Source organism: Streptomyces ipomoeae 91-03, from assembly GCF_000317595.1.
GTDB classification, from domain to species: Bacteria; Actinomycetota; Actinomycetes; order Streptomycetales; family Streptomycetaceae; genus Streptomyces; species Streptomyces ipomoeae.
In genome coordinates this window covers 37,181-62,944 of sequence record NZ_AEJC01000153.1, presented here as the reverse complement: position 1 = coordinate 62,944, position 25,764 = coordinate 37,181, and the positions used below count along the sequence as shown (strand labels likewise).

Genomic DNA, 25,764 nt, shown 5'->3' with positions numbered 1-25,764 from the left:
GTACACCTCGCGTGCTCGCCCCTGGTCGGCCGGTGACGTATCCGACGGGACACAGCGAGCAGCGACCGATCCCGAGGGGGTGGGGCGACACGATGAAGGCAATCGTTCAGGAGCGGTTCGGCCCGCCGGACATCCTGCGGCTGGCGGACACCGACCGGCCCGAGGCCGGCGCCGGGCAGGTACTGGTACGGGTGCGCGCCGCCGCGGTCAACCCCTACGACTGGCACATGATGCGCGGCGACCCGTTCGTGGCGCGGCTGATGGGAGCCATGGGACTGACCCGGCCGAAGTCCCTGGTGGCAGGAATCGACGCGGCCGGGCACGTGGAGGCGGTCGGCGCCGACGTACGGGGGCTCCAGCCCGGCGACGAGGTACTGGGCTTCTGCCCGGGCTCCTTCGCCGAGTACGCGCGCACCACCGCGGATCTGCTGGTGCCCAAGCCCGCGAGGCTGACCTTCGAGCAGGCCGCGGCCGTACCGATGGGGGCGGTGACCGCCCTGCGGGGCATCCGGACCGTGGGCCGGGTGGACGCCGGGCAACGTGTGCTGATCAACGGGGCGGGCGGCGGCGTGGGCACGTTCGCCGTACAGATCGCCGCGGCACTGGACGCGGAGGTCACCGGGGTCTGCAGCACTCGCAACGTCGACCTGGTGCGCTCACTGGGCGCAGCGCACGTCGTCGACTACACCCGGGAGGATTTCACCGACCGGCGCAGGCACTACGACGTGATCCTGGACAACGTGGGCAACCGCCCACTGAGCCGGCTGCGTCAGGCGCTGTCCCCCACAGGGACCCTGGTGGCCAACGGCGGCGGCTCGCCCGGCCACGTCTTCGGGGCGATGGGCTCCATGCTGCGACTGACCGCGGTCAACGCCTGCGTCAGGCAGCGGCTCCGCCCGATCCTCCCGTCGGCCCCGGCCGGGCCGACCCACGAGGACCTGCTCGCCGTCACCGCGCTCATTGAGGCCGGCAGGCTCACCCCGGTCGTCGACCGGACCTACCCGCTGGCCGACACCACCGAAGGGGTGCGCCATGTGGAGCGTGGCCATGCCCGTGGCAAGACCGTGGTCATCGTGCGGTGAGCACCTGTGACGGCGCTTCGGTACGGAGCGGTCGTCAGGGATTCCGAGTCGCCGGTACGCCTCGTCCGCGAGGTTGACGACGCATATGAAGCCGGGGGCGCAGCCGAAGGATAGGGGAGTGGAACCGGCCGTCGGAAGGGCCGCACGTGCCGCGGTGCGGGCATGTCCCGAAAAGGCAACCCGCGATGTCCCCCAAGGGAAAGACCCGGCCTCGGCTATCGGGGTTCACCTGATTCTGGCGAGGATGCCCCGGCGTTCACGCCGGGGAGGAATCGCCTCCTGCGGTCGCGACGCGGAGCGTTGCCGCGTCCCCTCTCCACCGGGCGCGGAGCGCCCGCACGGCTGCCCGGCGAAGCCGGGAAATGCGAACAACTGCCCTGCAAGTCACCGGTTGTGGTGATCGCCGGGCAAACGGTGATCGTGTGTGCGGAGGTCGCACTACGGTCCGATGTTGTGAAACTGGTCGTGCAGGTCAAGCTGCTGCCGACGCCCGAGCAGGCGTCGGCCCTGGAGGCGACCCTGCGCGCCTGCAACCGAGCCGCCACCTACGCCTCGCAGACTGCCTTCGCCAAGGGACTGAAGGACCGCAACGGCCTGCAGAAGGAGGTGTACGCGGACCTGAAAGCGACCTTCGGGCTGTCCGCACAGCCCGCGGTGCGGGCGGTGAAGAAGGTCGTCGACGCCTACACGACCCTGAAAGCCAACCTGCAGGCCGGGAACCTGGGCCCGCCCACCGCCAAACGGCACCGCAAGGCGGTCAGTACGCCGATCGCCTTCCGGCCGGAGGCAGCGCAGCCGTTCGACGACCGCTGCCTGTCCTGGCAGTACGACGCCCGCACCGTCTCCATCTGGACCGTCGACGGGCGGATGAAGGGCATCCGCTTCGCCTGCTCCCCCGACCAGCTCAAAACACTCGTGACCCACCGCAAGGGCGAAAGCGACCTCGTCCAGCGCAACGGCAAATGGTTCCTGATTGCCACCTGTGAACTGCCCGATCCCGAGGTATACGAGCCGGCCGACTGGATCGGAGTCGACCGGGGCATCGTGAACCTGGCCACCACCTCCGACGGCACCAACCACCAGGGCCGCCGCCTGTCCCGCTACCGGCGCTGGCAGGCCCGCAAACGCGCCGAACTCCAGGCCAGACAGACCCGCTCCGCCACCCGCCGTCTCGCCCGCCGCGCCCAGAAGGAGAAGCGCCATGCCACGCATGTGAACCACCACATCAGCAAGGAGATCGTGCTTGTTGCGCAACGCACCGGTCGCGGGATCGCCGTCGAGCAACTCGGCGGCATCCGCGACCGGGTACGGCTACGCCGCGACCAGCGGGGCACCCTCTCCTCTTGGCCCTTCCACCAACTCGGACAGCACCTCGCCTACAAAGCCACAATGGCCGGAGTGCCGTTCCTCGAGGTGGACGCGCGCCATACCTCGCAGCGCTGCCCGCGCTGCGGGCACACCGAGCGGGCCAACCGGCCCACCCGGGATCATTTCCGCTGTCGTCGGTGCGGGCTCGCTGGCCCCGCCGACGTCGTCGCCGGGGTCAACGTGCGCGACCGCGCACGCTCGGCGTGGGTGCTTGTCACCGCACCCGCACCCTCTCCCTGAACCCAAGGGAGGAGGGTGGATGCGACCCGTGACCGTCCTGTCGTAGGGGGCAGTCGGGAGCGCGACAAGGTGTGAACGGATCGAGTGCACAAGCTCGGCCGTTCACGGCCGAGAAGGTGACTCGGGTGGACAGTAGTGCCCCTCTTGAGCACATCGAGGAATGGCAGCACGTCCACAACACGATCATTCCCGCGCACTTCCTGTCCCTCGACGACGTCCGCGAGCGTGCCGGACGCCACCACCTGGAACTCGCGTACGACGGCAGAGGCCTCGTCGGCAACTCCACCGTCCGCCCGCCGGAGGGCGACACCGCGACGGCCACGGTCATCGTGAGGGTGCTCGCCGAGCACCGGGGACGAGGGCTCGGCGAGCGGTTGTACGAGCGGGCGCTGGGGCGGGCGCGGGAGTTGGGGGCGCGGACCGTCGAGACCTGTGTGCTGGAGTCGAACGAGGACGGACTGCGGTTCGCGCTGAAGCACGGCTTCGTGGAGATCGACCGCTATCAGCTGGACGGCGACACCGCGACATGGATCGACCTCCGGCTGACCTGACTCCCTCGCCCCGCCCCTCCTGATCTCACGCCCCTCTCGCGATGTCCATCGCCGCCACGTACCCGAACGTCATCGCGGGCCCGATCGTCGAGCCGGCCCCCGCGTAGCTGCGGCCCATGACGGCGGCGCTGGCGTTGCCCGCCGCGTAGAGGCCGGGAATGACCGAGCCGTCGGGGCGCAGCACGCGGGCGCGTGCGTCGGTGAGCAGGCCGCCCTTGGTGCCGAGGTCGCCCGGCACGATGCGCAGGGCGTAGTACGGCGGCAGCCACAGGGGTGCGAGGCAGGAGTTGGGCTGCACGGAGGGGTCCGTGTAGTAGTGGTCGTATGCGCTGTCGCCGCGCCCGAAGTCGGTGTCCTTCCCTTGCCGGGCAAGGGAGTTGAAGCGGTCGACGGTGGAGCGCAACGCGGCGGCGGGAACACCGATCGCGGTGGCGAGCGCGTCGAGTGTCCACGCCTTGTGGACGGCCCCGGCGTCGTACCACTCGTCCGGGAACGGGAACGTCGGCGCGATGTCCTTGAAGAGGTACCGGTTGCGGTAGTTCTGGTCGACGATCAGCCAGGCCGGGATGTGCGAGGCGGACGCGGTGTCGCGCTCGTACATCACGTGGACGACATCGCTGTACGGCGCCCCCTCGTTGACGAACCGCGCGCCCGCCGCGTTGACCAGCAGTCCGCCGGGGAGCGTGCGTTCGGCGAGGCAGAACCACGGTTGGTCGGGGGTGGGGACGGCGGGACCCCACCAGGCGTCGTCCATCAGGTCCGTAGCGGCGCCCAGGCGTTGGCCGGCCCGTATGCCGTCCCCGGTGTTCTCCTTGGCGCCGACGGTCCACTCGGTCCCGATGGGCTGCTCCTGGTACTGCGCGCGCATGGCCGCGTTGTGCTCGAAGCCGCCGGAGCCGACGACGACACCGCGCCGGGCCCGTACGAGGCCGGGGGCGCCGTCACGGGTGACGACCGCGCCGGTCACCGCGCCGCCCTCCACGTACAGCTCGGTCAAAGGGGTGTCGAGCCACACCGGTACACCGGCGGCGAGGAGCCCGGCGCGCAGTCCGCCCGCCAGGGCCTGCCCCATGGTGAGCGGCTTCTGCCCGAGCAGCGCGGCCTTCGTACCGCGTGCGAGGCACTCCGTGGCGACGGCGAGCCCCTTCGCGCTCACGGCGGTCAGCGCGAGCCACTTGTAGTCGGCGCTGAAGACGACCATGCCGGCGGGGACGGCGAGGTAGGGCGGGTTGAGGCGGGCCAGCTCGTCGCCCAGCAGATTCCCGTCGAACTGGTCCGGCTCGATGGACCGCCCGTTGGGCAATCCACCCGGCAGCTCCGGGTAGTAGTCGCTGTACCCCTCCATCCAGCGGAATCCGAGCGGGCTGTTCGCCATGACGAAGGAGAGCATGGCGGGCCCGTTGTCTAGGAACGCCTTCTGCCGGTCGGCGGGCACGTCGTCACCGACCACCGCCGCGAGGTACTGCGCCGCTTGGCCGGGGTGTCCGGCACCCCGGCGGCCTTGATGACACTGTTGTTCGGCAGCCAGATACCGGCCCCCGACCGTGCCGCCGACCCCCCGAAGGTCGGCGCCTTCTCCACGACCACACAGCTCAGGCCCTGCTTGGCGGCGGTGAGCGCGGCGGTCATCCCGGCGGCGCCGGAGCCGATGACGACGACGTCGTAGGTGCCGAGGAGGGGTGGGACGGCGGCGGAGGCCGCGTGGGTGAGCCCACCGGCCGCGGCTACGGCACCCGCCCCCGCGGCGGTGCCGAGCACTCGGCGCCGCGAGGGGCCGGCCGGTGCGGCCGTACGTCTGACAGGGGCCGCGCTCTTGGGCATGCAGGTCGCTCCAGCCTGGTCAGGGGATGGGAGGGCCGTGCTGTTCCCCGGGGTACGGCGGACGGCCGTGTCCCCGGATGCGGTGCGGAGCCTTGAATCTGGCGTGAAGGGGGTGTGAAGTCAAGACGCGCGCAGGCCGTGGCACTTCCGTGGCGTGAGCACGAGGCGGTATCTGTCTGACGTGGCCCCGATTCCCGTACAGTCGAACCCATTTGACCTGCGCTTTCGTTTCGCGGTCTAGGCGGATGGGCAATGTTCGGGCAGCGTGGTCCCGGTCTGCACGGACCGAGGGAGGGGGAGCGCTGTGCATGACCTCGTACGGACGCCGGACCATGTCCGGACGGCCGACGGGCGGCGGTTGCGGGTCGAGTGCTCGGGGGATCCGCGGGGGCGGCCGGTGTTCCTGTTCCACGGGATGCCGGGCAGCAGGGTCGGGCCCCGGCCGCGGCCGATGTTCCTCTATCACTGCGGGGCGCGGCTCATCAGCTTCGACCGTCCCGGTTACGGGGGGTCGGACCGCCGGCCCGGCCGGCGGGTCGTCGACGTCGTGGAGGACGTGGCGACGGTGGCCGACGCCCTGGGCCTGGACCGCTTCGCGGTGGTGGGCCGCTCCGGTGGCGCCCCGCACGCGCTGGCCTGTGCCGCGCTGCTGCCGCACCGGGTGACCAGGGCGGCGGCCCTCGTCACGCTGGCCCCACGGGACGCGGTGGGGCTCGACTGGTTCGCGGGGATGGCGCCGTCGAACGTCCGTGAGTTCCGTACGGCGCACACCGATCCCCAGCGTTTCGCGGCCGGGCTGATCCCGCGCTCGGCGGCGATCCGTTCCGATCCCGCGCGGCTGCTGGAGGAGCTGCGCGACGACCTCACCGACGACGACCGGTCGATCGTCTCCGACAACGGCATCCGTTCGATGCTGCTGCGCAACTACAACGAGGCGCTGCGGACCTCCCCGTACGGCTGGATCGACGACGCGCTCGCGCTCACGTCGCCGTGGGGGTTCGACCCGGGTGAGATCCGGGTGCCGGTGCTGTTCTGGCACGGGGCGAAGGACGTGTTCTCACCGATCGCCCACTCGTCCTGGCTCGCCGCACGCATCCCACGGGCCACCGCCGTCCTCGATCCGGCCGCGGCGCACTTCGCGGCGCTGCGTGCCCTGCCGACCGTGCTCAGCTGGCTCCTGGCGGACATGCCGTTCACCATGTCGCCCCCCGCGTGAACCCGCGAGGTGGCCGTAAACCGCGAGGTGCCCGTGTGAACCCGCGAGGTGCCCGGCTGAACCCGGGAGGTTCCCCCTGAACCCCGGAGCCCCCGCCGCTCTCCCCGTCACACCGCCAGCGGCTCCAGGTCCCGGTAGATCCGGCGTTCCTGGCGCACCAGGCGGGTGATGCCGTTGTCCGGGCCCAACTGCCTGGACTGGCGCTCCAGCACGGCGAGGGTCTCCTCGCGCAGGCGTGCCGCGTCCTCGGTCCGGCCGAGCGCGCGCAGCGTCAGCGCCGAGTTGGCGACCACACCGAGCGCCTCCGGGTGCTGTGCCCCGAGCACGTTCTGGAGCGTGTCACGGGTGGGCTTCTCCACCGCCCAGGCCTCCTCGACGCGGCCCCGCTCGGCCAGGACGTTGGCGTAGTTGGCGCGCGCGAACAGGGTGTGGGGGTGCTTCTCGCCCAGGACCTCGGCCATGCGTTCCGTGACCCGCAGGAAGAGGGCCTCCGCCTCGTCGGCGTTGCCGCAGGCCCACTGGTAGATGCCGAGGTTGTTGAGCGCGGCCTGGGTGTACGGATGCTGCTCGCCCGGCACCTTGATGTACTCCCCGAGCACCGCCTGTGCCACCTGCCGCGCCTCCTCCCGCTGGTCGGCGGCGAACAGGTCGGCCGCCAGGTTCAGCTCGCAGGCGAGGGAGGCGGGAATGCGGGTCTCGTACTGTTTGCGGTACTCCGCCAGGGTCGCCTTGGACAGCCGGTGCGCGTCCTCGAACCGGCCTGCCCTGCGCAGTGACACCGCCAGTGACTTCGCGCAGGTCAACGTGCCGGGGAAGTCCTTGCCCAGGGTGTCCTTGTAGGCCCGGTACGCGTCGGAGAGCAGGTCCGCCGACTCGCTGTAGCGGCCGTCCTCGCGCAGGTCGCGGCCGAGTCGCTGGGCCGAGGCCAGGGTGTAGGGATGCTCGGGGCCGAGGACCTCCTTGCGGCGGTCGTAGGTGTCCTGGTCGAGATCGCGGGCGGCGCCGTAGTCGCCGACCATGCACAGCGTCAGTGCGAGGTTGTTCGCCGCGCTCAGGGTCCTGCGGTGCGACTCGTGGAAGATCTGGCCGAAGCCCTCGTGGGCCTCGCGGGCCAGTTCGAGCGCCCTGTCGTACTGTCCCCGGGCCGCGAGGTCGCTGGAGAGCGCGGAGACCGTGATGAACGTGTGCGGGTGCGTGGGACCGAGGACCCTGCGCTGGCGTTCCAGTACGTCCTCGTTCATCTCCAGGGCCTCCACGTAACGCCCCTGGGAGCGCAGCACGTTGGCGAGCTGGGAGCGCATGTACAGATACTGCTCGTGGTCCTCGCCGAGCAGCGGTTTCCACTGGGCCAGCACCTCCTCGGCCCGCGACTGCGCCTGGGGGAGGTTTCCGCGCTTCCACAGGTAGCGGACGCGGTCGATGAGCAGTCGGCGTGGCTCCAGCGTGGCGCCGGCGCCGATGTCGGAGGCGCGCAGATGCGGCCACAGGAGTTCGAACTGCGGCCAGTTCTTCGGGTCGTCGGTGGGTTCGTCGCCGTCGGGCCGGGCGCCCGCGAGGATGGTGTGGACGACTTGTCGTGCGGTCCGCTGCTCGTCCTCGGTGAGCTGGGAGCGGATCACCGCCTGGACCAGCCGGTGGATCTGGATGCTGTTGCCGACCTGGTCCACCTTGGCGAGCGCGAACCGGGCGATCTCGCGGATGACGCGGCCCAGCATCAGGCTCTCCGTCAGGGTCCGGTCCACCTTGCGCAGTTCGTCGAGCATCTCCTTGCTGTAGAGCAGCTGGGAGGCGATCGGCTCCGCCGCCATGAACGCGCACAGCTGCAGCATCCGTACCGAGGCGGGCGAGCGTTCCTTCAGGCGGGCGATGGAGATGTTCCAGGTGGCGGCCACCGTCTTCGGGTAGTCGGCGGCCTGGTTGAGGTCCAGTACGTCGGTGGTCTGCTCGGCCAGCAGCCGCAGATAGTCCTTGACGGGGGTGGCGGTCTCGTAGAGCCAGGCCGCCGCCTGCTCCACGGCGAGCGGCAGGTCGCCGACCGCCTCGGCCACGCGGTCGGCCTCCTCGGCGGACAGCCCGGGGGCGCGCAGCGAGAGATGCTCGACGCTCTCCTGCCGCTGGAAGACGTCGACGGGCAGGGAGGCGCCCTGCTGGGCCCAGGCCTGGTTGCGGGAGGTGACGAGGATGTGCCCGCCACCGCCGCGCGGGAAGAACCGCTTCAGCTCCGTGGGGTCGTCGGCGTTGTCGAAGACCAGGATCCAGCGGTTCGTCGGCACTCCGCGCGCCAGCAGCTGTACGGCTTCCTGGCTGGCCATGGCCATGTCCTCGCCGCCGAGCGCGCCGATGCGGGTGCCCAGCTGGGCGAGGGAGGAGACCACGTTGTCGATGTCCTCGGCCGACACCCACCACACCAGGTCGTAGTCGGCCATGAACCGGTGCACGTACTCCAGCGCCACCTGGGTCTTGCCGACGCCGCCGAGGCCGAACAGCGCCTGGGCCTGGGGCAGTACGACGGACATACCGCCCCGGAGCTGTTCGCGCAACTGGTCGAGGATGACCCCGCGGCCGGTGAAGGTGGTGTTGCGCTGCGGCGCGTTCCACACCTGGGGGACGCTGCCCGGGAAGCGGGGGCCGGCCGTTCGGCTCCCCGTGGGCTGTTCCGCGAGCCCCAGGGCGCCCAGCAGACCGCGTACGCAGTCGGCCTCGTCGAGGCGGTGCAGGTCCACCGGTTCACGGTCGAAGGAGGAGTCGGCCAGCCGGACCTCGTCGACGCGCAGGGCGACGGGGGCCGAGTGCGGGGCGTCCGCCGCGCCGCCGCGCAGGGCGTGCCAGACCTCGCCCGCGGCGCGCGACTTCTGGAAGGCGTGCGACAGCAGGACCAGGACGCGGGTCGTCGTGTCCGGGCGCTCCGGCGGGCCGGTGGACACATCGTGCAGCGCGGCGTCGCACCCGGCGGTGCGGAGCACCCCCTGCACCCACTCCGCCCACATCCGGTTCTCGGCGGCGTAGACCACCACCGCGTTCACCGACTGCAGCTGTGGCCGGCGCCGGGTGAAGGCCTCCACACAGCGCAGCCGGACCTGTTCGGGGATCGGCGGCAGCTGGGTGACCTCGCCGTCGGTGATCACCGAGGTGAGGCGTTCGAAGGCAGACAGCAGGGAGTTCGCGATCCCGCTCTCGTCGCCGACGGTCGCGAGCATCTCCTCGTACGCGTAGTAGGGCCGGTAGGGGATCTCCACCGCGCCCCAGTACGCGTTGACATCGGCGGGATCGAGGTGCTCACCGTCGGGCCCTTTGGGCAGGCCGTCGAACTTCTGCCGGGCCAGCGCCCGCCCCGCGTCGACCTTCTCCTTCTCGCCCTCGTCGATGCGCATCGGCACCGGCAGCACCCGGATGCGCCGCTTGCGGTAGCCCTCCTCGACGCTGTGGGCGACGGCCGCGGCGCCGTCCATCGACTGGCCGCTGAGGGTGAAGCAGTCCACGAGGACGTCGGGCATCTGGATGGTGCAGATGTCGGCGTTGTCCGACAGACCCGTGCGGCTGTCGATGAGCACGTAGTCGTAGGACGCCCGCATGTCGTCCCGCAGCGCGTCGAGGAACAGACCGCCGCCGAGCCGCTCGTAGAAGTTGTCCCACTCGAACGACGACACGGTCGCGGAGTACTCCCGGTTCTGCCTCCCCGCCGACAGGAAGTCCAGTGAGCCGCCGTCGGGGAAGGAGAGGCCGAGGACTTCGGGGTTGAGCGACATCGCGTGCGGCTCGACCCGCGCGTAGTCCAGGTGCCAGGACCCGGAGCGGGGGCCTCCGGTGGTGGCCGCCCAGGAGTACTCGGTGATCATGTCTATGACACCCGTGGTGGCGGCGAGCGCGTTGGGGTCCAGAAACGGGCGGAAGAAACGATCCAGCCCGGGGGCTTCCAGGTCCCAGTCCACCGTCAGCACACGCTTGCCGTTGGCGGCGAGGATCCACGCCGTGTTGGCCAGGGCCATCGTGCGGCCCGTACCGCCTTTGTACGAGTAGAAGGTGATGATCCGTCCGTCCTGCCGGGCCGTCATGCTTCTCCTCCATGGTCGGGACCCCCGTCGTGGGAGGGCGGCGGATCGTGGGGGCCCATGAGGCGGGGCCGGGGCCGGTGCGGGCCCGGGGGCGGGTGCGCGGAGGCGTGTCTGAGGAACTGCCGGGTGGCGTGCGCCACGACGGAGGGCAGGATGTCGATGAAGGCCTTCAGGGTGGGGACGCCGTTGACGGCCACCCGGCAGTCGGTGCGCCGGCCGCGCTCCAGGATGTTCGGCAGGACCCGTTCCAGCTCGGCCTTGAGTTTCAGCCCTTCTTCCCCGTGGCACTGCAGGTCGTTGCGGTTCCAGGGGACCATCGCGCTGACCCAGGGATGGGAGGCCCGGTCGAACGCCTCCAGTCTGCGCCGGCGTTCGTCGTCGAGGACCGCCCAGCGGTCGACCAGCAGGATCCCGGGGTGCGGGGGCCGGGCCGTCTCGCCGGGGGAGTGCCCGTCGTGCCCGCCACCCGTGGTCGGGACGTCGGAGGAGGGGTCCGTGTCGTCGAAGTCGGAGACGCTGATCCGGTAGTCCAGCGACCGGATCAGCTCCTCCGTCAGCATGGGCAGCGGACGCGTCGACTCGCTGTGGTACGGGTTCCAGTCCCGGGCGTCCTCCCCGTACGGCCGGACGTCACGGTGCTCCGGGACGGTGTGGCGGGTGGGTGCCGCCACGGTCAGATGGATGCTGCGGGGTCCCTCGCCGCGCGGCTTGAACGCGCTGGGCGTCGTCTCGTACGGCCGGGGCCTGCTGGACGGCAGCGGAGACTCCTCGGCGACCCGCACGATCCGCTGGGCCAGGGTGAGCACGGTCTCGTCGTACTCGTCCTTGAACCGGTTGAGCTTGATCAGCCCGTAGATGCCGTTGGTGAGATAGCGCTCCCCGAACGAGGAGTGGTCGATGTGGATGTGCCGTACGGAGTCGGGGAGCTGGTCGAAGGCGACATGCGTCCACAGGGCCGGGACGATGGCGGGCACGTCGCCCGCGCCGGCGCTCTTCGCCTGCACGATCCGCTCGTTGAACGCGTACCACTCACGCCCGCACATCTCGCTGGTGAAGTACCGCGGCGAGAACAGCGGTACGAACACCCGGCACAGGGCGAGGTTCTCGCTGAGCTTGTCCGGCCAGCCGTCACCGGAGCGCATCTCCCGGTCCATGAACCCGGCGGCACCGGCGGGCAGGTCGGTGAGGGCCATGATGTGGTCGCACAGATCCCGGAAGAGGACATGCACCCAGTGGTCGGGGTCGCCGCCGCCCGGCCCCCAGGAGGGTGTGTGGGCATAACTGAGAAAGAAATAGGGCCGGTTGTCCGCCGCGGCCCGCCCCCGTTCGGATATGTCCACTGATCCCCCCTGCCCGTCGAGACTCCGCGCCCCCTGGCGAAGCCGTCATCCGGGCGGACCAACAATGTGCCTGATCACCACCGTCACCCGGTGGCTTGTTTCACGCCATTTCCCCACGATATCCGGACATCAGTTCACAGGCCGTGTCGACGGCGTCACGCATCCCGAGGAGCACTGCGGCCTTTCCCGCCACTTCCCCCTCAGTGACAAGATCACGCGGAAGCCGGGCCCCGATCTCGCCGAAGTCCCCGTCGTGCAGGTCGAGATCCTCGTACTCGATCCAATTCCCCGTCGCCTTCACCACGCAACGATACGTCCGGATCGGCGGCGGCCCGGGCATCCGGTACTCGGCCAGATGGAACGCCGTGCACACCTCGAACCCCACCCGCAGCAGCAGGATCTGGGCGTCGGCCGCGTACAGCGAGGCCAGCGGGGAGCGCTCGCCGAGGTGGCAGTACGGGTCGTGGTCGGCGAGCAACTCCGCGGCCCGGGGCCCGAGTCCGGCGAAGGAGGTCTGCGGATGGAGGCTGCGGACCGCGCCCGGGGTGGTCCGCACGCACTCGGCGAGCGCGCCCATCGTCGGGCAGGGCGAGGTGTCCGGCTCGAAGGGCGGCATCGACGCCCGGAACTCGGCCTTCTCCCGCTCGCTCATCCCCTCGGTCCGGCGGTGGTACGCGGGGGAGGTGTCGGAGTTCTCCGGTGTGAAGGCCGGTACGACGAGGGTGCCGCCGGGGCCGAGCGCGTCCAGGAGGACATCGCGTACGGCGCCGGGGGCGAGGCCGGTTCCACCGAGGGACGCGTGCACCATGAGCACCCCGCCGCCCCGGATGCCCAACCTCCCTATCTCCTCGCGGAGCCGAGCGGGATCAGCCATGGAGCCCCGCCCATTCCCGCGCCAGCTCGTCGGCGAAGTGGGCGCCGCTCTGCGTGAGTTCGCCCGGGGGAAGCGCGGCGAGCCGTTCCAGGGCCCGCCCGGCCTCCGCCAGCGACTCGACGGCGTCCCCGGGGCGCGCGGCGGCCCGGCCGAGGCGCTCGCTCGCCTCGTCGAGCAGCCGTCCGGCGGCGTTGCCGGGCACATGCAGGTCCGTGACCTCGCGCAGCGCGCTGAGTCTGGCCCGTCTTCCCAGCAGGGGCAGTTGACGCACGAACTCCTCCGGTTCGAAGTCGACGGCCACCCCGAGAGCACCCGGCCCGTGCGAACCGAGCCGCAGTCCCGAGCCCGCCGCCAGCGGCGTGATCGTGGTGGCGAGCAACGCGTTGACACCCTCGCGCCAACCGGGCTCGCGGGCTTCCAGCATCTCGTACGCCGCGCGCAGCCGCTTGCCGAAAAGCGCCAGATCGCTCGGGCTCAGCGGCGCCGCGACCGGCACCGGGTAGCAGTCGCGGTACGGGTCGGCGTCGTCGATCAGCGCCGACGGCCCGTCGGCCGGGTCCAGCGACTCCAACGGCCGCCACTCCACGGGCACTTCGGTGGCCGGGTCCGTGCTCTCCGTGCCGCGCACCCGGAAGCCGTCCGCGGTGACCGTGAACTCCACCCGGCCCGGCCGTGCCAGCCGTACGGTCCCCAGGGTCGGCAGATGCGCCTCCGTGCCCGGCTGGTGCCAGCCGAGGGTCGTCTCCGCCTCCGCGAGTACGGCCGCCGCCGTGGCCACCGCCATGAACCGGGGCAGATCGACGGGGCCGTCCAGGGAGCGGTGCAGCGCGGGGCGGGTGTAGGGGTGGGCGAGGACCGTGTTGAGGTGCGCGGCGGTGCCCTCGTCGGAGTCGAGGCGGTCGAGCAGCCGCCAGGCCGCGTCCCAGTCGGGGTGCCCGGCCAGGTTCCGGTTCACCCGGGCCAGCAGGGACCGGTCCAGCGCCAGATGGGCCAGCCGGAGTTCGTCGCGGCCGGTGACCGCCGGGGCGAGGGCGTGCTCGGTGATCCGCTCGGCGACGCCCTCGACGAAGGCGCGCAGATCGGCGCAGTACACGGACGGGTTGTCGAAGCCGCGTTCGCCGCTGTACCGGTGGGCGTAGAGGCCGCCACCGCAGGACCGGACGACCGGGCAGCGGCGGCAGGTCTCGCTGATCCCGTCGAGCCCGAGTTGGCGCGCACGCACGCCGGGGTGGTCGGCGAACTCCTGGAAGGTGTGGTGGAGCACGTCGTAGCCGGTGGCGGGAGCGCCGTCGTACGCCGTCTTGAGCGAGTCCGCCTGCTCGAACGTGCCGTCGGTCTCGACGACCGCCAGATCGCTCGGCGCGAGCCCCATCGCCTCGGTGAGGCTGGGGCCGCCGCGCAGGGTGCTCAGCACCGAGTCGAAGGTGCGTACCGGCATGGGCCGGCCCTGTGCCTCCCAGCGGTCGAACACCTTCAGCAGCCAGTCCGCGTACGGGGTGCCCTCGCCGTGCCCCGGAGGCGGGTTGTCCCAGGTGGAGTGGGGGAGCAGATAGTCGATGCGGGGCGGTTCCAGCGCGGTGAGCGCGTCGTGCACCGCGACCGGGTCGTTGGCCACGTCCACGGTGCACAGCAGGCCCTGGTAGAGGTGCCGGTACTCCGGCAGCCGGAGGAGGTCCAGCGCCCGCAGCACCCGGTCGTAGCTGCTGCGGCCCCGGCGGTCCAGCCGATGGCGGTCGTTCGCGGCGCGGTCGCCGTCGAGCGAAATCCCGACCTTCACTCCGAATTCCCCGAACACTTCCAAATGGCGTCTGTTCAATTGCACGCCATTGGTGTGAATACGCAGGTCCAGTGCCGTTACCGGGGCGATGACGCGGGTGAGTTCCGCGCAGATGTGCCGCAGTCGGGCCGGGCCGACGAGCAGGGGTTCCCCGCCGTGCAGAATGACGGCCACGGATTCCAGTCCTTTGACCGTGGCATATTCCGCGAGTCGACGGGCGACCCGTTCCACGGTTTCCTCGGCGATCAGGATCGGCCGGGACTTCCAGCTCTGGTCCGCGTGCTCGTACACGTAACAGTGGTCGCAGGCGAGGTCGCAGCGACTGTGGATCTTGAGGACCAGTTGATGGATCGACCGCTGGTCGTGGAAGTCCGTCACTTCCCGCAGTGTACGCGCCGGGGCGGTCGGCGGCGGACATGCCGAGGCCCCAACCCCCTTGATGATCAAGGAGATTGGGGCCTCGGTGGTGGAAGCCCTAGGGTGCGTTTCATATGTGGATCTTGATGTGTCAAGATCCCACTTCGTGGGGCGGCATGATCTGACGAATACACAGTGGGCGAAGCTGGAGCCCCTGCTCCCGGTCGGCAAGAAGCCTGGACGGCCACCGGTGCACACCAAGCGGCAACTGATAGACGGCATACGGTGGCGCACCCGCGCCGGTGCTTCCTGGCGGGACGTGCCCGAGCGCTATGGCCCGTGGGAGACGGTCTACGGCCTGTTCCGCCGCTGGCAGCGGGACGGCACCTGGCACCGCATCTTCGAACAGCTGCAGGCCCAGGCCGACGCCGAGGGACTGATCACCTGGGACGTCTCGGTGGACTCGACCATCGCCCGCGCCCACCAGCATGCGGCCGGCGCCCGCAAAAAGGGGATCTGCAGATCGAGCCGCCAGGCGGTGTGTTCATCGAGCCCGACGACCACGGGCTCGGACGCTCCCGGGGCGGGCTGACAACCAAGCTCCACCTGGCGGTCGAGCAGGCCCAGAAACCGATGTCGCTGGTCATCACGGCAGGACAGCGCGGTGATTCCCCGCAGTTCCAGGTGGTCTTGGGCCGCATCCGGGTGCCCCGGCTCGGGTCGGGCCGCCCGCGCACCCGGCCGGACAAGGTGCGTGCCGACAAGGCGTACGGCTCCCGCGCGAACCGTGCCTACCTGCGCAAGCGCGGTATCCGCTGCACGATCCCGGAGAAGCGCGACCAGATCGCCAACCGCAAGAACCGCGGCTCCCACGGCGGCCGGCCACCTAAGTTCGACAAGGCCGACTACAAGGAGCGCCACGCGGTCGAGTGCGGAATCAATCGCCTCAAGCGGCACCGCGCTGTCGCCACGAGATACGACAAGTTGGCAGTTCGCTACGAGGCGACCGTGCTGGTCGCAGCCATCAACGAGTGGCTGTGACCAGCACTTTCAAAACGCACCCTAGATGGTCGAGTTGAACTCGGCCGACCTGTCGAGGCGTCCTGGGACGTCCGTCACCCGCGCGATCGACCGCAGGGTGCCGGGCGCGCTCGTGTTGATCGCCGTGAGCCGGTCGAGCCCCTTGGGGGCCGACGGGGTGCTGTGTGCCGTGCGGGGCGGCTTGGGGACCAAAAGGTTGTTCATGGGCTGTCTCGTCTCTCCATCCGGGCGTGAGGGACCAGCTCTGCCATCGGTCCCTTGCGGACACGATCCTGATGGTGGGCTCGGACAATGGGGGCGTGGACGACAGGCCTTTCGAAACTCTTTTACCACGTGGGAGGCTGGTGCGGCGAGGCAGGGAGGGGGGTGGCGGGGTGGTGCCATTCCGTGTTTGACGAGAGCATGACTCGGCCGTCAATTCCATCAATCCCGCGCGAGGTCCTGCATGGTGGCGACGCCCGGCCCGAGCACCACGGTGAGTGATCGAGATCTGCCCCCGCTGTTCCATGTGTGCGACGAGCTGGCACTGGTCCATCAGGGTGAGTCCTTCCGCATAGTCCGCACCCAACTGCTCGTCCTGCTGCTCGCCACCGCGACCGCCTCCCTCGCCGAGCGGGTGGGCAGCCGGATACCGTCGGCGGTCGCCGCCGTGCTGTACGCCGCGACCTTCGTGATCGGCATCCATGTCTCGCGGCGGCGGGCCCGGGCCCACTGGCAGGCCCACCGGGCCGCCGCCGAGGTGATCAAGTCGCTGGCCTGGCAGTACATGGTCCATGGGGGCCCGTTCCACTCCCGGCTCGCCAACCCCGAGGCGCTGTTCGCGGAACGGCTGGAGGAACGCCTCAGCGAACTGCGGAAGGTGGGGTGGGAGGACCCCCGGGAGAGCCCCGCCGAACTCGGCCTCGGGCAGATCACCACGAGGATGCGGGCGGTGCGCGCCAAGCGGTTCGTCGCGCGACGGGACATCTACCTCCGCGACCGGGTGGTCGAGCAACTCGCCTGGTACGGCAACAAGGCCGGGCAGGCCCACCAGGCGTCCGTGCGCTGGTCGGGCGTGACGACCCTGCTGACCCTGCTGGCCCTGGTCACCGCCGTCCTGCGCGCGATGGGTGCGATCGGCAGCCGCTGGGACCCCACCGGCGTGCTCAGCGCCGCCGCCGCGGCCGGTGTCGCCTGGCAGGAGGTCCGCCGCCACCGCCCGCTGACGTACGCCCACAAGCTCGTCGAACAGGACCTGGAGACCCACCGGGTCGCCATGTCCACCACCGTCACCGAGGAGGGCTGGGCGGACGCGGTCGCGGAGGCGGAACGGCTGGTGTCGCCGCAGCACACGGACTGGCTGGTGCGGTTCGGGTCCTGACGGTACGCCACTGGTGAGGCGGGATCGGACGCGTTGTGAGGCGGGTCAGGCGCGGCGTACGCCCGGGCTCCACAGCACTGTCACCGGGACGCCCGTGTGGCGGGCGTAGTCGACGATGTCGGCGGTGCCGCCGAGGCCGCGGGAGGGGGCGCCGTCCCAGACGGCGAGCATGCGGTCGGCGTGATCGACGATGTAGCGGCCGGCCGCGTAGTACGCCTCGTCATGGGTGCGCTCGTACGGCAGTTCCACGCGCTCGGCGCTGCACTTGAGGAGTCTGCGGTACGACGCCTTCACCCGGTCGTCGCCGAGGTGGGCCTCGTAGTCCGTGGCGGGGATCACCGCGGTCAGCGGGATGCCGTACTCCAGGGCGATCTCGGCGAACATCTGGTCGGCCCCCTCGGCGAGGCTGCTCAGCACCCGGGCCGAGGCGATGCCCCGCAGCTCGGCGCGGATACCGGAGCGTACGACGGGGAGGGCGGCGTCCGGGATCACACGGTGTCCGGTGATGCCGATCCGGGTCACGGGCCCTGCCATCCGAGCCTCACCTCCGTGGCCGCGGTCGTCGAAGTCACCTTAGCGTCACGGATGTTGTACGGATACGAACGTACGGGCGTTCGGTGGGGCGCCGGGGGCTCACAGGCGCGGCGGTCAGGTGACCGCCGGATTTCCGGCCGCCCCCTTGTGCCCCGGGGTGCTGCCGACAGCAGGCGTGGACATCTCGTCGATGGACAACAGGACCGTACGGCCAGTCGGTCGGTCGGGTCGGTCAGTCGTCGTTCACGTCGTTCACGTCGTTCACGGGAACGACGCTGAGGGGTACCGTGCGGCCCTCCAGCATGGCGCCGACGCCGAGGGCCGCGCACACGTCGGGGCGTTCGGCGATGTACACCGGCATGCGGGTGGCGTGGCGGAGCATCTGGTCGAAGCCGGGAAGCAGGGCGCTGCCGCCGACCATCATGATGCCGCGGTCGGCGAGGTCGGCCACCAGGTCGGGCGGGCAGTCGCGGAGGACCTTGCCGATGCCGTCGACGACGGCGGTGAGAGGGGTCTGGATGGCGTCGCGCACGGCGGCGGTGTCCACCTGGACGGAGCGGGCGAGTCCGGTGGCCACGTCGAGGCCGTGGATCTCGGTGGAGGCGGGGCCGTGCGGGGTGAGGCCGTTGCCGGAGAGGGCGAGCTGGAGGGGGCGTACGGACTGGCTGGGCAGGGTCAGCTCGTGATGGAGCCGCAGATGCTGCACGATCGCGTGGTCGATGGCCTCGCCGCCGACGGGGACGCGGACGGCGTTGACGACCGAGCCGAGGGAGAGCACGGCGAGCTGGGTGGCGGCGGCACCGCAGACCATGATCATGGTCGCCTCCGGCTGCTCCACCGGCAGGCCGCAGCCGACCGCCGCCGCGATCAGCGTGTCGACGAGTTCGACGCGGCGGGCGCCCAGGCCCACCAGCGTCTCGATCGTGGCGCGCTGGGCGAGGGGGTCGGCGTCGTGCGGGGTGCAGGCGGCGCCGCGCAGCACCGGCTTGCGGCGCAGCGTGCGGCGGACCTTGTCGCCGAGCAGATGGCGCAGCATGCGCTGGGCCATCTCGATGTCGACCACCGTCCCGCCGGAGACGGGCCGTACGACCCGGATGTAGTCGGGCGTACGGCCCATCATCTTCTCCGCGAACTCCCCGACCGCGATCAGCGCACCCGTCCGCGTGTTCACCGCCGCCACGCTCGGCTGGTCCACCACCAGACCCGCGCCCTTCACGAACACCCTGGTCCGCGCCGCCCCCAGATCGACGGCGAAATGACAACGGCGGAGCTGTTCGAGGCTGGCGCTCATGGTGCTGGTCATCGCGGCGGATCCTCCCGAGAAACACGGGCCGTACGGACCGCCGGGCGGCGGTTCCTGGTTTCCCTTGCCATCGTGAGCGGGATGGGGGGCGGGCCGCCTGTTGGAGTGGGCCGGGTGGGGTGGGGCTGGACGGGTGGTTCCGTGAGGGGCGACCAGTTGGACGACACGGTCGGTGGCGCGGTAGGGGCGGGCGCGGTGTCTGCGGTCCGGGGAGGCGGCGCAGGCATCGCCGCGCCTCCTTCACGCCCCGGCCGACGGATCGACGATGCCCCGTACGACACCCAGATCCACCAAGTCCTGTGGACGCAGTCGGAGCTGGGCGGCCGTGGCGTGGATCTCGGTCTTCGGGCGTTTGAGTATGGCGGTGGCCAGTTCCGGGGCGATCACCGAGAAGTAACTGTCGGGGGTGGCCCAGGTGTGGTCGGGGGCGGCCAGGGCCAGGGCGCCGCCTGAGCCGCCTTCGCCGATGAGGAGGGTGGTGATGGGGGTGTGGGCGGTGGCGACCGTGGTGAAGAGGTCGGCGATGGCCGCGCCCGCGGCCTGGCGTTCGGCTTCCGCGTCGTTCGCGGCACCCGGGGTGTCCACGAGGGTGAGGACGGGGATGCCGAGACGGTCGGCCAGGCGGATCAGGCGGGCGGCCGTGCGGTAGCCGGTGGGGCGGGTGGGTGTGCCGCGTTGGGCGGCGTAGGCGATGGTCCGGCCCTCGCGGTCGCCGAAGCCGCAGGTCATGCCGGGGTCGGTGCCGCCGCCGACTCGGTCGCCGCTGATGGTGGTGCGACGGGTGAAGTAGGCGTCCAGGTAGGTGTCCGCTCGGGGGCGCTCGGGGGAGCGGGCGCGGGTCACGGCTTCCCAGCCGGTGGCGGGGAGGGCGGGGAACGAGAACAGAGCGGAGGGAGGGGGTGCCGGGGTAGGTGAGGGGGTCGTCAGCAGGCGCAGCCACAGGGCCAGGGTCGCCCGTAGGTCCTCCGGGTGGACGACCGCGTCCGCCGCGCCTGTCGCCACCTGGGACTCGGCCGTGTACGCCGCCGGGTCCGCGTCGGGTGGGCGGACCCGGGAGCCGGCGAAGCCGACCTGGGCGTGGGGGAGGGCGAGGATGATGTCGGCGCCGGCGCCGAGGGTGGCCCAGCCGCCGCCCGTCGTGGGGTCGCGGAGGACGGCGATCTGGGGGAGGCCCGCCTCACGGGTGAGCGCCGACTGGCGGGCCACACGCTGGAGTTGGGTGAGGGCGCGCATGCCCTCCTGCATACGGCTGCCGCCGGTGGCGACCAGGGAGACCACCGGCAGGCGGTGGTCACGGGCGTAGGTGTACGCCGACTCCAGACGGTCGCCGGTGCGTTCGCCCAGGGAGCCGCCGAGGAAGCCGAACTCGAAGGCGATCAGGACGGCCGGGGTGGCGCCGACTCGCGCGTGACCGCAGATCACCGACTCCTCCTCCCCGGTGCGTTCGGCGGCGCGGGCGCGTGAGGCGTCGTAGCCGTGCCAGGCCAGGGGGCCGTCGGGCTCGGACCTCCTCATGGGGTACGGGAGTTCGGCGAAGTCGTCGGCGATCAGGGCGATGGCCTCGCGGGCCGAGGGGCGCGTCTCCTCGGTCGGTCGCTCAGTCATCCGTCTTCAGCGCCCGCTTCATGATCTTGCCCATGTCGTTGCGGGGGAGAGCGCCGAGGTAGTGGACGGTTCGCGGGCGCTTGTGAGGGGCCAGACGGGTGGCGACGTGGCTCGCCAACTCGTCGGCGGACGGCGGGGATTGGGGGTCGGCGGGGACGATCCAGGCGACCACGCGTTCGCCGAGGTCCGGGTCCGGTTCACCGGTGACGGCGGCCTCCCGTACCCCCGGGTGTTCCAGGAGCGCGTTCTCGATCTCGCCCGCGCCGATCTTGTAACCGCCGCTCTTGATCAGGTCGGTGGCCTTGCGGCCGACGATCCGTACGTAGCCGTCGGGGTCGCGGACCGCCATGTCGCCGGTGCGGAACCAGCCGTCCGGGGTGAACGCGGCGGCGGTGGCGTCGGGGCGGTTGAGGTACTCGGTGAACAGGTTCGGGCCGCGTACCTGGATCTCGCCGACCGATTCGCCGTCGTACGCCGTGAGAGGGGTGCCGTCGTCCTCCACCAGCCTCAGCTCCACACCCGGCAGCGGGACTCCGACGGTTCCGGCGCGGGGTTCGCCGTCGGCGCGGACGCTGGTGTTCATCAGAGTCTCGGTCATGCCGTACCGCTCGATCACACGGCGGCCGGTCGCCGTCGCGATCCGCTCGTGGTCGTGCACGGGGAGGGCGGCCGAGCCGGAGACGAGGAGTCGGGCGCCGGCCAGGGCCTTCGCCAGCGCCGGGTCGGTGGGCAGGGCCTCCGCGATGCGGTGGTACATCGTCGGGACGCCGAACAGCATCGTCGCGCCGGACGACAGCTCCCGGGCGACCCCTTCCGTGTCGAACCTGCCCAGGTGACGGACCGCGCCGCCGCGCCGCAGCGGGCCGAGGATGCCCAGGACCAGGCCGTGCACATGGAAGAGGGGCAGGCCGTGGACCAGGACGTCGTCGCCGGTCCACTGCCAGGCGTCGGCCAGGGCGTCCAGGGTCGTCGCGATGGCTCGGCGGGGGATGACGGCGCCCTTGGGCGGGCCGGTGGTGCCGGAGGTGTAGACGACGAGGGCGGGGTCGTCGTCGTGGGTCCGGTCCTCCGGAACGGTCCCGTCGGTCGCGCGCACGTCGATGTCGATGCGGTCCAACTCCCGGACGGGGGCGGGGAGTTCGTCGCCGGGGGCGGCCAGCACGAGTGACGGCGCGCTGTCGGACAGGATGTGGCCGAGTTCCTTCTCCCCGGACTTGGGGTTGAGCGGTACGGCGGCCACACCGGCGAGCAGGACGGCCACGACACCGACGGCCGTCTCCAGCGTCGGTGTCGCCCACACGGCGATCCGGCCCGTCCCGCGGATCCGTTCCGCCAGCGCGCCGGCCGCGGTGCCGAGTTCGCCGTACGTCAGCCCGCGGTCGCCGAAGCGGAGGGCGGGGCGCTCGGCCGGGTTGCCGGTCAGGGCCGGGAAGAGAGGGGACACGTGTCGTACTCCTTCGGTGTTGCCTCAGCAGTTGCCTTCATCGTCAGTCGCCTTCATCGGCGTGGTCGCCTTGGGTGGTCTACCCCCAGCCCGGTACGACCAGCACCAGCCACACCACCGCCGGTACCACCGCCACCACGATCCCCCCGTAGATCATCAGCTGTCGGAAGAAACGCTCACGGTCCACGTCCGGTGCCGCCGCCAGCACCAGTGCGCCGTTCGTGGAGAAGGGGCTGACGTCCACGACCGTCGCCGAGACGGCGAGTGCCGCGATCATGCCGACCGCGCCGATCTCGCCCCGTGCCAGGAACGGTACGGCGAGGGGGATCAGGGCGCCCATGATGCCTACGGACGAGGCGAACGCCGAGACGATCGCGCCGATGTAGCAGAGCAGGACCGCTGCCAGCAGGGGGATGCCGATGTCACTGACGCCCTCGCCGGCCCAGGTGATGGTGCCCAGTTCGTCCAGTACGCCTACGTAGGTGAGGACGCCGCAGATCAGGAGGACTGTGGACCAGGCGATCCGCGTCACCGCCTTGCGGCTGTCCTCCGGCCAGACGGCGCTGAGGAGGACCGCGAGGGTGATCGCGGTGAGGCCCGCGTCCAGGTCCAGGGCGAGGACCGCGATGACCAGGGCGGCGAGGGCGGTGAGGGTGGCTGTGCGTGCGGGCGTCAGGTGCGGGGTGTCGGGTGGGGTGGCTACGGCGACGGTCGTTGCCGCCCCGGCAACACGATGGCCCGCAGCCACCTCAGCGGTGGCGGGGCTGCCCGCAGCCGGGTCAGCCGGGTCAGCCGGGTCAGCCGGGTCGGCCGGGTCGGAGGTGGTCTCCACGGACCCCTGCTTCCACAGCCTCAGACCCCCGAACAGGACGAAGACCACGGCCGCGATCGCGATGTTGATGACCAGGGAGGTCAGGAAGAGGGCCAGTTCGCTGCCGGGGAGGTTTTCGCGTTCGACTATGCCGTTGACGATCGTCCCGTAGATGCTGATGGGGGAGAAGCCGCCGCCCTGGGCACCGTGGACCACCATCGCGCCCATGAGCAGCGGGCTGATGCCGTACTGCGCGGCGAAGCTCAGGGCGATGGGGGCGACGATGGCGACGGCGGCGGGGCTGACCGCGCCGATCGCCGTGAGGGTGCCGGTGAGGGCGAACATCACCCAGGGGATGAGGGCCACCCGGCCCCGGACCAGCCGGATCGAGGCATGCACCAGCCAGTCGGTGGTGCCGTTGGCTCGGGCGATCGCGAAGAGGTACGTGACGCCGACCAGGACGACGAACAGGTCGCCGGGGAAGCCGGCGAAGATGCCGTCCGCGTCGAGGTCGGCGACGAGCTCGCCCACCCCGAAGGCGGCGGCGAAGGCCAGGGCGCCCATGTTCACGGAGCGGGTGGTGGCGATGACGAACACCACGGCGAGGACGAGGATCGAGATGAGTTGGGGGGACATGCGGGCTCCCGTCGTTGGGTCCCGGGCGACTGGGGGGAGGGAGAGGGGGGAGGAAGGGCGGTGGGGATAAGTGGTCGAGTGGCTGAGCCACTTATGAAGGGTCAGCGTGGGGGCGTACGAGGGTGGCGTCAAGGGGGTGGACCGAAATTGGCTCAGCCACTTGGCCAGTCAGCCACCGGTCCACTGCCAGGACCCGGTGTTACGCTCCCGGACGAGAGGGGGAACCCGTGACCGATGCCCTGCGCCCCATGGCCAAGCAGCGTCTGTACGAGCAGGTGCTCGACCGGCTACGTCAGTACGTCGCCGAGGGGGGCCTCAAGGCCGGTGACCGGCTTCCGCCCGAGCGGGATCTGGCCCAGCGGCTGGGCGTCAGCCGGGCCTCGGTCAAGCAGGCGATCGTCGTCCTGGAGGTCCAGGGCCTGGTGGAGGCGCGGCACGGCGGCGGGACATATCTCGTCCGGGACAGCCTCGACGCCGAACCGGTGGAGAGGATGGTCGAGCGTCGGCGGCGTCTGCCCGATGTGCTGGACGCCCGCGAGGCGCTGGAGACCAAGCTCGCCGAACTGGCCGCCGAGCGGCGTACGGAGGAGGACCTGGCGGCGATGCGGGGCGCGCTCGCGCACATGGCCGAGGAGATCGAGCGGGACGGGCACGGCGTCGAGGGCGACCGGCTCTTCCACGCGGCGGTCACGGCGGCGGCGCACAGCGGTCTGCTCGCCGAGTTCATGCGCTCCATCGCCGACCAGATCGCCGAGAGCCGCACCGAGTCCCTTCGCCAGCCGGGCCGCCCCACCCGCTCCCTCGCCCAGCACCAGGCCATCCTCGACGCCATCGCCGCCGGACACCCCAAACAGGCGGCCACCGCGATGCGCCGCCACGTACGCACAGTCGCGAAGGTCCGCCTGCTGGACTGGGACCCGGGGGACTCGCCCGCCTAGCCGTGGCCCGACCTCGACCCCGACCCCGCCCCCGGCAATGGTCACCCCCCGGCATCGGTCATGGCTTGGCCACCACGTCCGCCACGACGCAGCTCACGTTGTCCGGGCCGCCCGCCTCGTTCGCCTCGGTGATCAGTCGGCGTACGGCCGTCTCCGGGTCCTGGACCGAGGTCAGGATCCGCTGGATGGCCGGTTCCGGGACCACGCCCGAGAGACCGTCGGAGCAGAGGAGGTAGCGGTCGGCGGGGTGGGCGTCCTGGAGGCGGAGGTCGGGGGTGGAGATGGTGTCGTCGGTGGTCAACGCCTTGAGGAGCAGGGACCGTTGAGGGTGGGCCGTGGCCTCCTCCGGGGTCAGGCGGCCCTCGTCGATCATCGACTGGACGACGGTGTGGTCGTGGGTGATCCGGAACAGTTCGCCGTCGCGGAGCAGATACGCGCGGGAGTCGCCGATGTGGACGAGGGCGAGCTGGGAGCCGGTCCAGAGCATCGCGGTGAGGGTCGTACCGTCCTCCCCGCCGCCCGCGATCTCCCGTACGGCGGTCGTCGCGCCCCGTACCGCGTCCTCCAGCAGGTTCAGCACGCCGCCCGCCGGGAGGGTCTCGCGGTCCAGGGTCTTCAGCGCCTCCACGGCCGCCGTGCTCGCGGGCGCGCCGGCCGGGCCGAAGCCGTCGGCCACGGCGAGGACGCGGGTGCCGGCGTAGGCGGTGTCCTGGTTGGCGGCGCGGACCAGTCCGGTGTCGGAGAGCGCGGCGTAACGGAGTTCCAGCATGGTGGTGTCCTTCCCTGAGGAGCCGGTGAGGTGGTCCACGAGGAACGCCGCCAGGTCGCGCCGGGTCGCCGTCTCGGCCTCGACCCCGGCCCAGTACGCCCGGATCTCCCGTGCCGCCGGGCCCGGGTCGAGCGAGCAGACCGTACGGATACGGGCCAGCGGCATGCCGAGTCGGCGCAGCCACGCCACCAGCCGGGCCTGTTCCAGCTGCTCGGCGGCGTAGTAGCGGTAGCCGGTGTCCGGGTCGACGCGGGCGGGCCGGAGCAGGTCCAGCTCGTCGTAGAGCCGCAGCGCCTTCGGCGACAGCCGGCACGCCTTCGCGAACGCCCCGATCGTCAGCATGCCTCCGGTCTCCACCACAGCTCCCCCTTGCCCACCTTTGCTCAGCCCTGGTCCCGCTTGTCCTGCCGGCCGCGGCTGATTTCCTCGCGGCCGTTCCTCGTTCCGCCATCGAGGCTGGGGCTTCACCAAAGGTGAAGGTCAACCATGTGTTCCGGAGGAGATTCACCGAGCGAGGCATGCGCGCGTCAAACACCCGTTATCGTTTCGTGATCGATCGGGCCACATCCGATCACATCCCGATCACACTCTGAAGGAACATGACCGCACACGATGCGACACCCGACGCGACACCTTCCCGCGGCC

18 protein-coding genes and 1 pseudogene are annotated in these 25,764 nt (G+C 71.2%); 7 read left to right on the top strand and 12 right to left on the bottom strand.

Annotated features, from left to right (window positions below; all coding sequences use genetic code 11):
• The first annotated feature begins 92 nt into the window (after nt 1-92).
• The 3 genes from STRIP9103_RS10065 to STRIP9103_RS10055 all read left to right on the top strand — a co-directional run bounded on the left by STRIP9103_RS10065 (nt 93) and on the right by STRIP9103_RS10055 (nt 3,241).
• Complete coding sequence (locus STRIP9103_RS10065; protein WP_009306775.1) at nt 93-1,082, top strand: NAD(P)-dependent alcohol dehydrogenase; 990 nt, start codon at nt 93-95, stop codon at nt 1,080-1,082.
• A gap of 453 nt (nt 1,083-1,535) precedes the next feature.
• A complete protein-coding gene (locus tag STRIP9103_RS10060) occupies nt 1,536-2,690 on the top strand; it encodes an RNA-guided endonuclease InsQ/TnpB family protein (RefSeq protein WP_234022164.1) in 1,155 nt (384 codons plus the stop codon).
• 125 nt (nt 2,691-2,815) lie between these two features.
• A complete protein-coding gene (locus tag STRIP9103_RS10055; RefSeq protein WP_009306732.1) occupies nt 2,816-3,241 on the top strand; it encodes a GNAT family N-acetyltransferase in 426 nt (141 codons plus the stop codon).
• A 25-nt stretch (nt 3,242-3,266) separates the two neighbouring features.
• On the opposite strand, the pseudogene kstD reads toward STRIP9103_RS10055, so the two are convergent.
• Nucleotides 3,267-4,999, bottom strand: a pseudogene (kstD, locus tag STRIP9103_RS10050) (3-oxosteroid 1-dehydrogenase).
• A gap of 367 nt (nt 5,000-5,366) precedes the next feature.
• On the opposite strand from kstD, the gene STRIP9103_RS10045 reads away from it, so the two are divergent.
• The gene (locus tag STRIP9103_RS10045; RefSeq protein WP_009306825.1) at nt 5,367-6,278 is read left to right on the top strand and encodes an alpha/beta fold hydrolase; all 912 of its coding nucleotides are present in this window, start codon (nt 5,367-5,369) and stop codon (nt 6,276-6,278) included.
• Between the two features lie 107 nt (nt 6,279-6,385).
• Here the strand turns inward: STRIP9103_RS10045 and fxsT are convergent, their stop codons facing one another.
• The 4 genes from fxsT to fxsBH form a co-directional block, all read right to left on the bottom strand.
• Nucleotides 6,386-10,330, bottom strand: coding sequence for an FxSxx-COOH system tetratricopeptide repeat protein (gene fxsT, locus STRIP9103_RS10040; RefSeq protein ID WP_009306765.1), 3,945 nt, complete (start codon nt 10,328-10,330; stop codon nt 6,386-6,388).
• Complete coding sequence (locus tag STRIP9103_RS10035; RefSeq protein ID WP_009306786.1) at nt 10,327-11,670, bottom strand: TIR-like protein FxsC; 1,344 nt, start codon at nt 11,668-11,670, stop codon at nt 10,327-10,329. The genes fxsT and STRIP9103_RS10035 overlap by 4 nt, the downstream gene beginning before the upstream one ends.
• Before the next feature lie 100 nt (nt 11,671-11,770).
• Nucleotides 11,771-12,544, bottom strand: coding sequence for an AAC(3) family N-acetyltransferase (locus tag STRIP9103_RS10030; protein ID WP_009306797.1), 774 nt, complete (start codon nt 12,542-12,544; stop codon nt 11,771-11,773).
• A complete protein-coding gene (gene fxsBH / locus STRIP9103_RS10025; protein WP_009306830.1) occupies nt 12,537-14,699 on the bottom strand; it encodes a radical SAM/SPASM protein FxsBH, inactivated beta-hydroxylase extension form in 2,163 nt (720 codons plus the stop codon). The genes STRIP9103_RS10030 and fxsBH overlap by 8 nt, the downstream gene beginning before the upstream one ends.
• A gap of 145 nt (nt 14,700-14,844) precedes the next feature.
• Here fxsBH and STRIP9103_RS46205 point away from each other — a divergent pair.
• A protein-coding gene (locus STRIP9103_RS46205; protein ID WP_411572367.1) for an IS5 family transposase occupies nt 14,845-15,719 on the top strand; the annotation gives its coding sequence in 2 pieces (ribosomal slippage) (nt 14,845-15,234 and nt 15,237-15,719; 873 coding nt in all).
• 21 nt (nt 15,720-15,740) lie between these two features.
• On the opposite strand, the gene fxsA is transcribed toward STRIP9103_RS46205, so the two are convergent.
• Nucleotides 15,741-15,923, bottom strand: coding sequence for an FxSxx-COOH cyclophane-containing RiPP peptide (gene fxsA, locus STRIP9103_RS10010; RefSeq protein ID WP_048820013.1), 183 nt, complete (start codon nt 15,921-15,923; stop codon nt 15,741-15,743).
• Nucleotides 15,924-16,164: 241 nt separating this feature from the next.
• Here fxsA and STRIP9103_RS10005 point away from each other — a divergent pair, with 241 nt between their 5' ends.
• A complete protein-coding gene (locus tag STRIP9103_RS10005; RefSeq protein WP_009306736.1) occupies nt 16,165-17,079 on the top strand; it encodes a DUF4231 domain-containing protein in 915 nt (304 codons plus the stop codon).
• Nucleotides 17,080-17,124: 45 nt separating this feature from the next.
• Here STRIP9103_RS10005 and STRIP9103_RS10000 read toward each other — a convergent pair whose 3' ends face one another.
• The 5 genes from STRIP9103_RS10000 to STRIP9103_RS09980 all read right to left on the bottom strand — a co-directional run bounded on the left by STRIP9103_RS10000 (nt 17,125) and on the right by STRIP9103_RS09980 (nt 23,412).
• Nucleotides 17,125-17,613: a hypothetical protein gene (locus STRIP9103_RS10000; RefSeq protein WP_009306816.1), complete on the bottom strand. Its 489-nt coding sequence runs from the start codon at nt 17,611-17,613 to the stop codon at nt 17,125-17,127.
• Nucleotides 17,614-17,845: 232 nt separating this feature from the next.
• Complete coding sequence (locus tag STRIP9103_RS09995) at nt 17,846-18,904, bottom strand: rod shape-determining protein (RefSeq protein ID WP_048820019.1); 1,059 nt, start codon at nt 18,902-18,904, stop codon at nt 17,846-17,848.
• A 252-nt stretch (nt 18,905-19,156) separates the two neighbouring features.
• Nucleotides 19,157-20,521 (bottom strand): carboxyl transferase domain-containing protein, encoded by a 1,365-nt coding sequence (locus STRIP9103_RS09990; protein ID WP_009306762.1) that lies wholly within the window; start codon nt 20,519-20,521, stop codon nt 19,157-19,159.
• A complete protein-coding gene (locus tag STRIP9103_RS09985) occupies nt 20,514-21,965 on the bottom strand; it encodes an acyl-CoA synthetase (protein WP_009306769.1) in 1,452 nt (483 codons plus the stop codon). The genes STRIP9103_RS09990 and STRIP9103_RS09985 overlap by 8 nt, the downstream gene beginning before the upstream one ends.
• A gap of 79 nt (nt 21,966-22,044) precedes the next feature.
• Nucleotides 22,045-23,412 (bottom strand): SLC13 family permease, encoded by a 1,368-nt coding sequence (locus tag STRIP9103_RS09980; RefSeq protein ID WP_009306757.1) that lies wholly within the window; start codon nt 23,410-23,412, stop codon nt 22,045-22,047.
• Between the two features lie 227 nt (nt 23,413-23,639).
• Between STRIP9103_RS09980 and STRIP9103_RS09975 the strand changes: the two genes are divergently transcribed.
• On the top strand, nt 23,640-24,350 hold the full coding sequence (locus STRIP9103_RS09975; RefSeq protein ID WP_009306734.1) for a FadR/GntR family transcriptional regulator: 711 nt from the start codon (nt 23,640-23,642) through the stop codon (nt 24,348-24,350).
• A 58-nt stretch (nt 24,351-24,408) separates the two neighbouring features.
• On the opposite strand, the gene STRIP9103_RS09970 is transcribed toward STRIP9103_RS09975, so the two are convergent.
• The gene (locus tag STRIP9103_RS09970; protein ID WP_009306777.1) at nt 24,409-25,461 is read right to left on the bottom strand and encodes a MerR family transcriptional regulator; all 1,053 of its coding nucleotides are present in this window, start codon (nt 25,459-25,461) and stop codon (nt 24,409-24,411) included.
• Nucleotides 25,462-25,764 lie beyond the last annotated feature (303 nt).

Excerpts from the sequence above, each read along its gene's own strand:
- STRIP9103_RS10065 (WP_009306775.1), top strand. The coding sequence starts at position 93 with ATGAAGGCAATCGTTCAGGAGCGGTTCGGCCCGCCGGACATCCTGCGG.
- fxsT (WP_009306765.1), bottom strand. The coding sequence starts at position 10,330 with ATGACGGCCCGGCAGGACGGACGGATCATCACCTTCTACTCGTACAAA.
- STRIP9103_RS10030 (WP_009306797.1), bottom strand. The coding sequence starts at position 12,544 with ATGGCTGATCCCGCTCGGCTCCGCGAGGAGATAGGGAGGTTGGGCATC.
- fxsA (WP_048820013.1), bottom strand. The coding sequence starts at position 15,923 with ATGAACAACCTTTTGGTCCCCAAGCCGCCCCGCACGGCACACAGCACC.
- STRIP9103_RS10005 (WP_009306736.1), top strand. The coding sequence starts at position 16,165 with ATGGTGGCGACGCCCGGCCCGAGCACCACGGTGAGTGATCGAGATCTG.
- STRIP9103_RS10000 (WP_009306816.1), bottom strand. The coding sequence starts at position 17,613 with ATGGCAGGGCCCGTGACCCGGATCGGCATCACCGGACACCGTGTGATC.
- STRIP9103_RS09995 (WP_048820019.1), bottom strand. The coding sequence starts at position 18,904 with ATGAGCGCCAGCCTCGAACAGCTCCGCCGTTGTCATTTCGCCGTCGAT.
- STRIP9103_RS09990 (WP_009306762.1), bottom strand. The coding sequence starts at position 20,521 with ATGACTGAGCGACCGACCGAGGAGACGCGCCCCTCGGCCCGCGAGGCC.
- STRIP9103_RS09980 (WP_009306757.1), bottom strand. The coding sequence starts at position 23,412 with ATGTCCCCCCAACTCATCTCGATCCTCGTCCTCGCCGTGGTGTTCGTC.
- STRIP9103_RS09970 (WP_009306777.1), bottom strand. The coding sequence starts at position 25,461 with ATGCTGACGATCGGGGCGTTCGCGAAGGCGTGCCGGCTGTCGCCGAAG.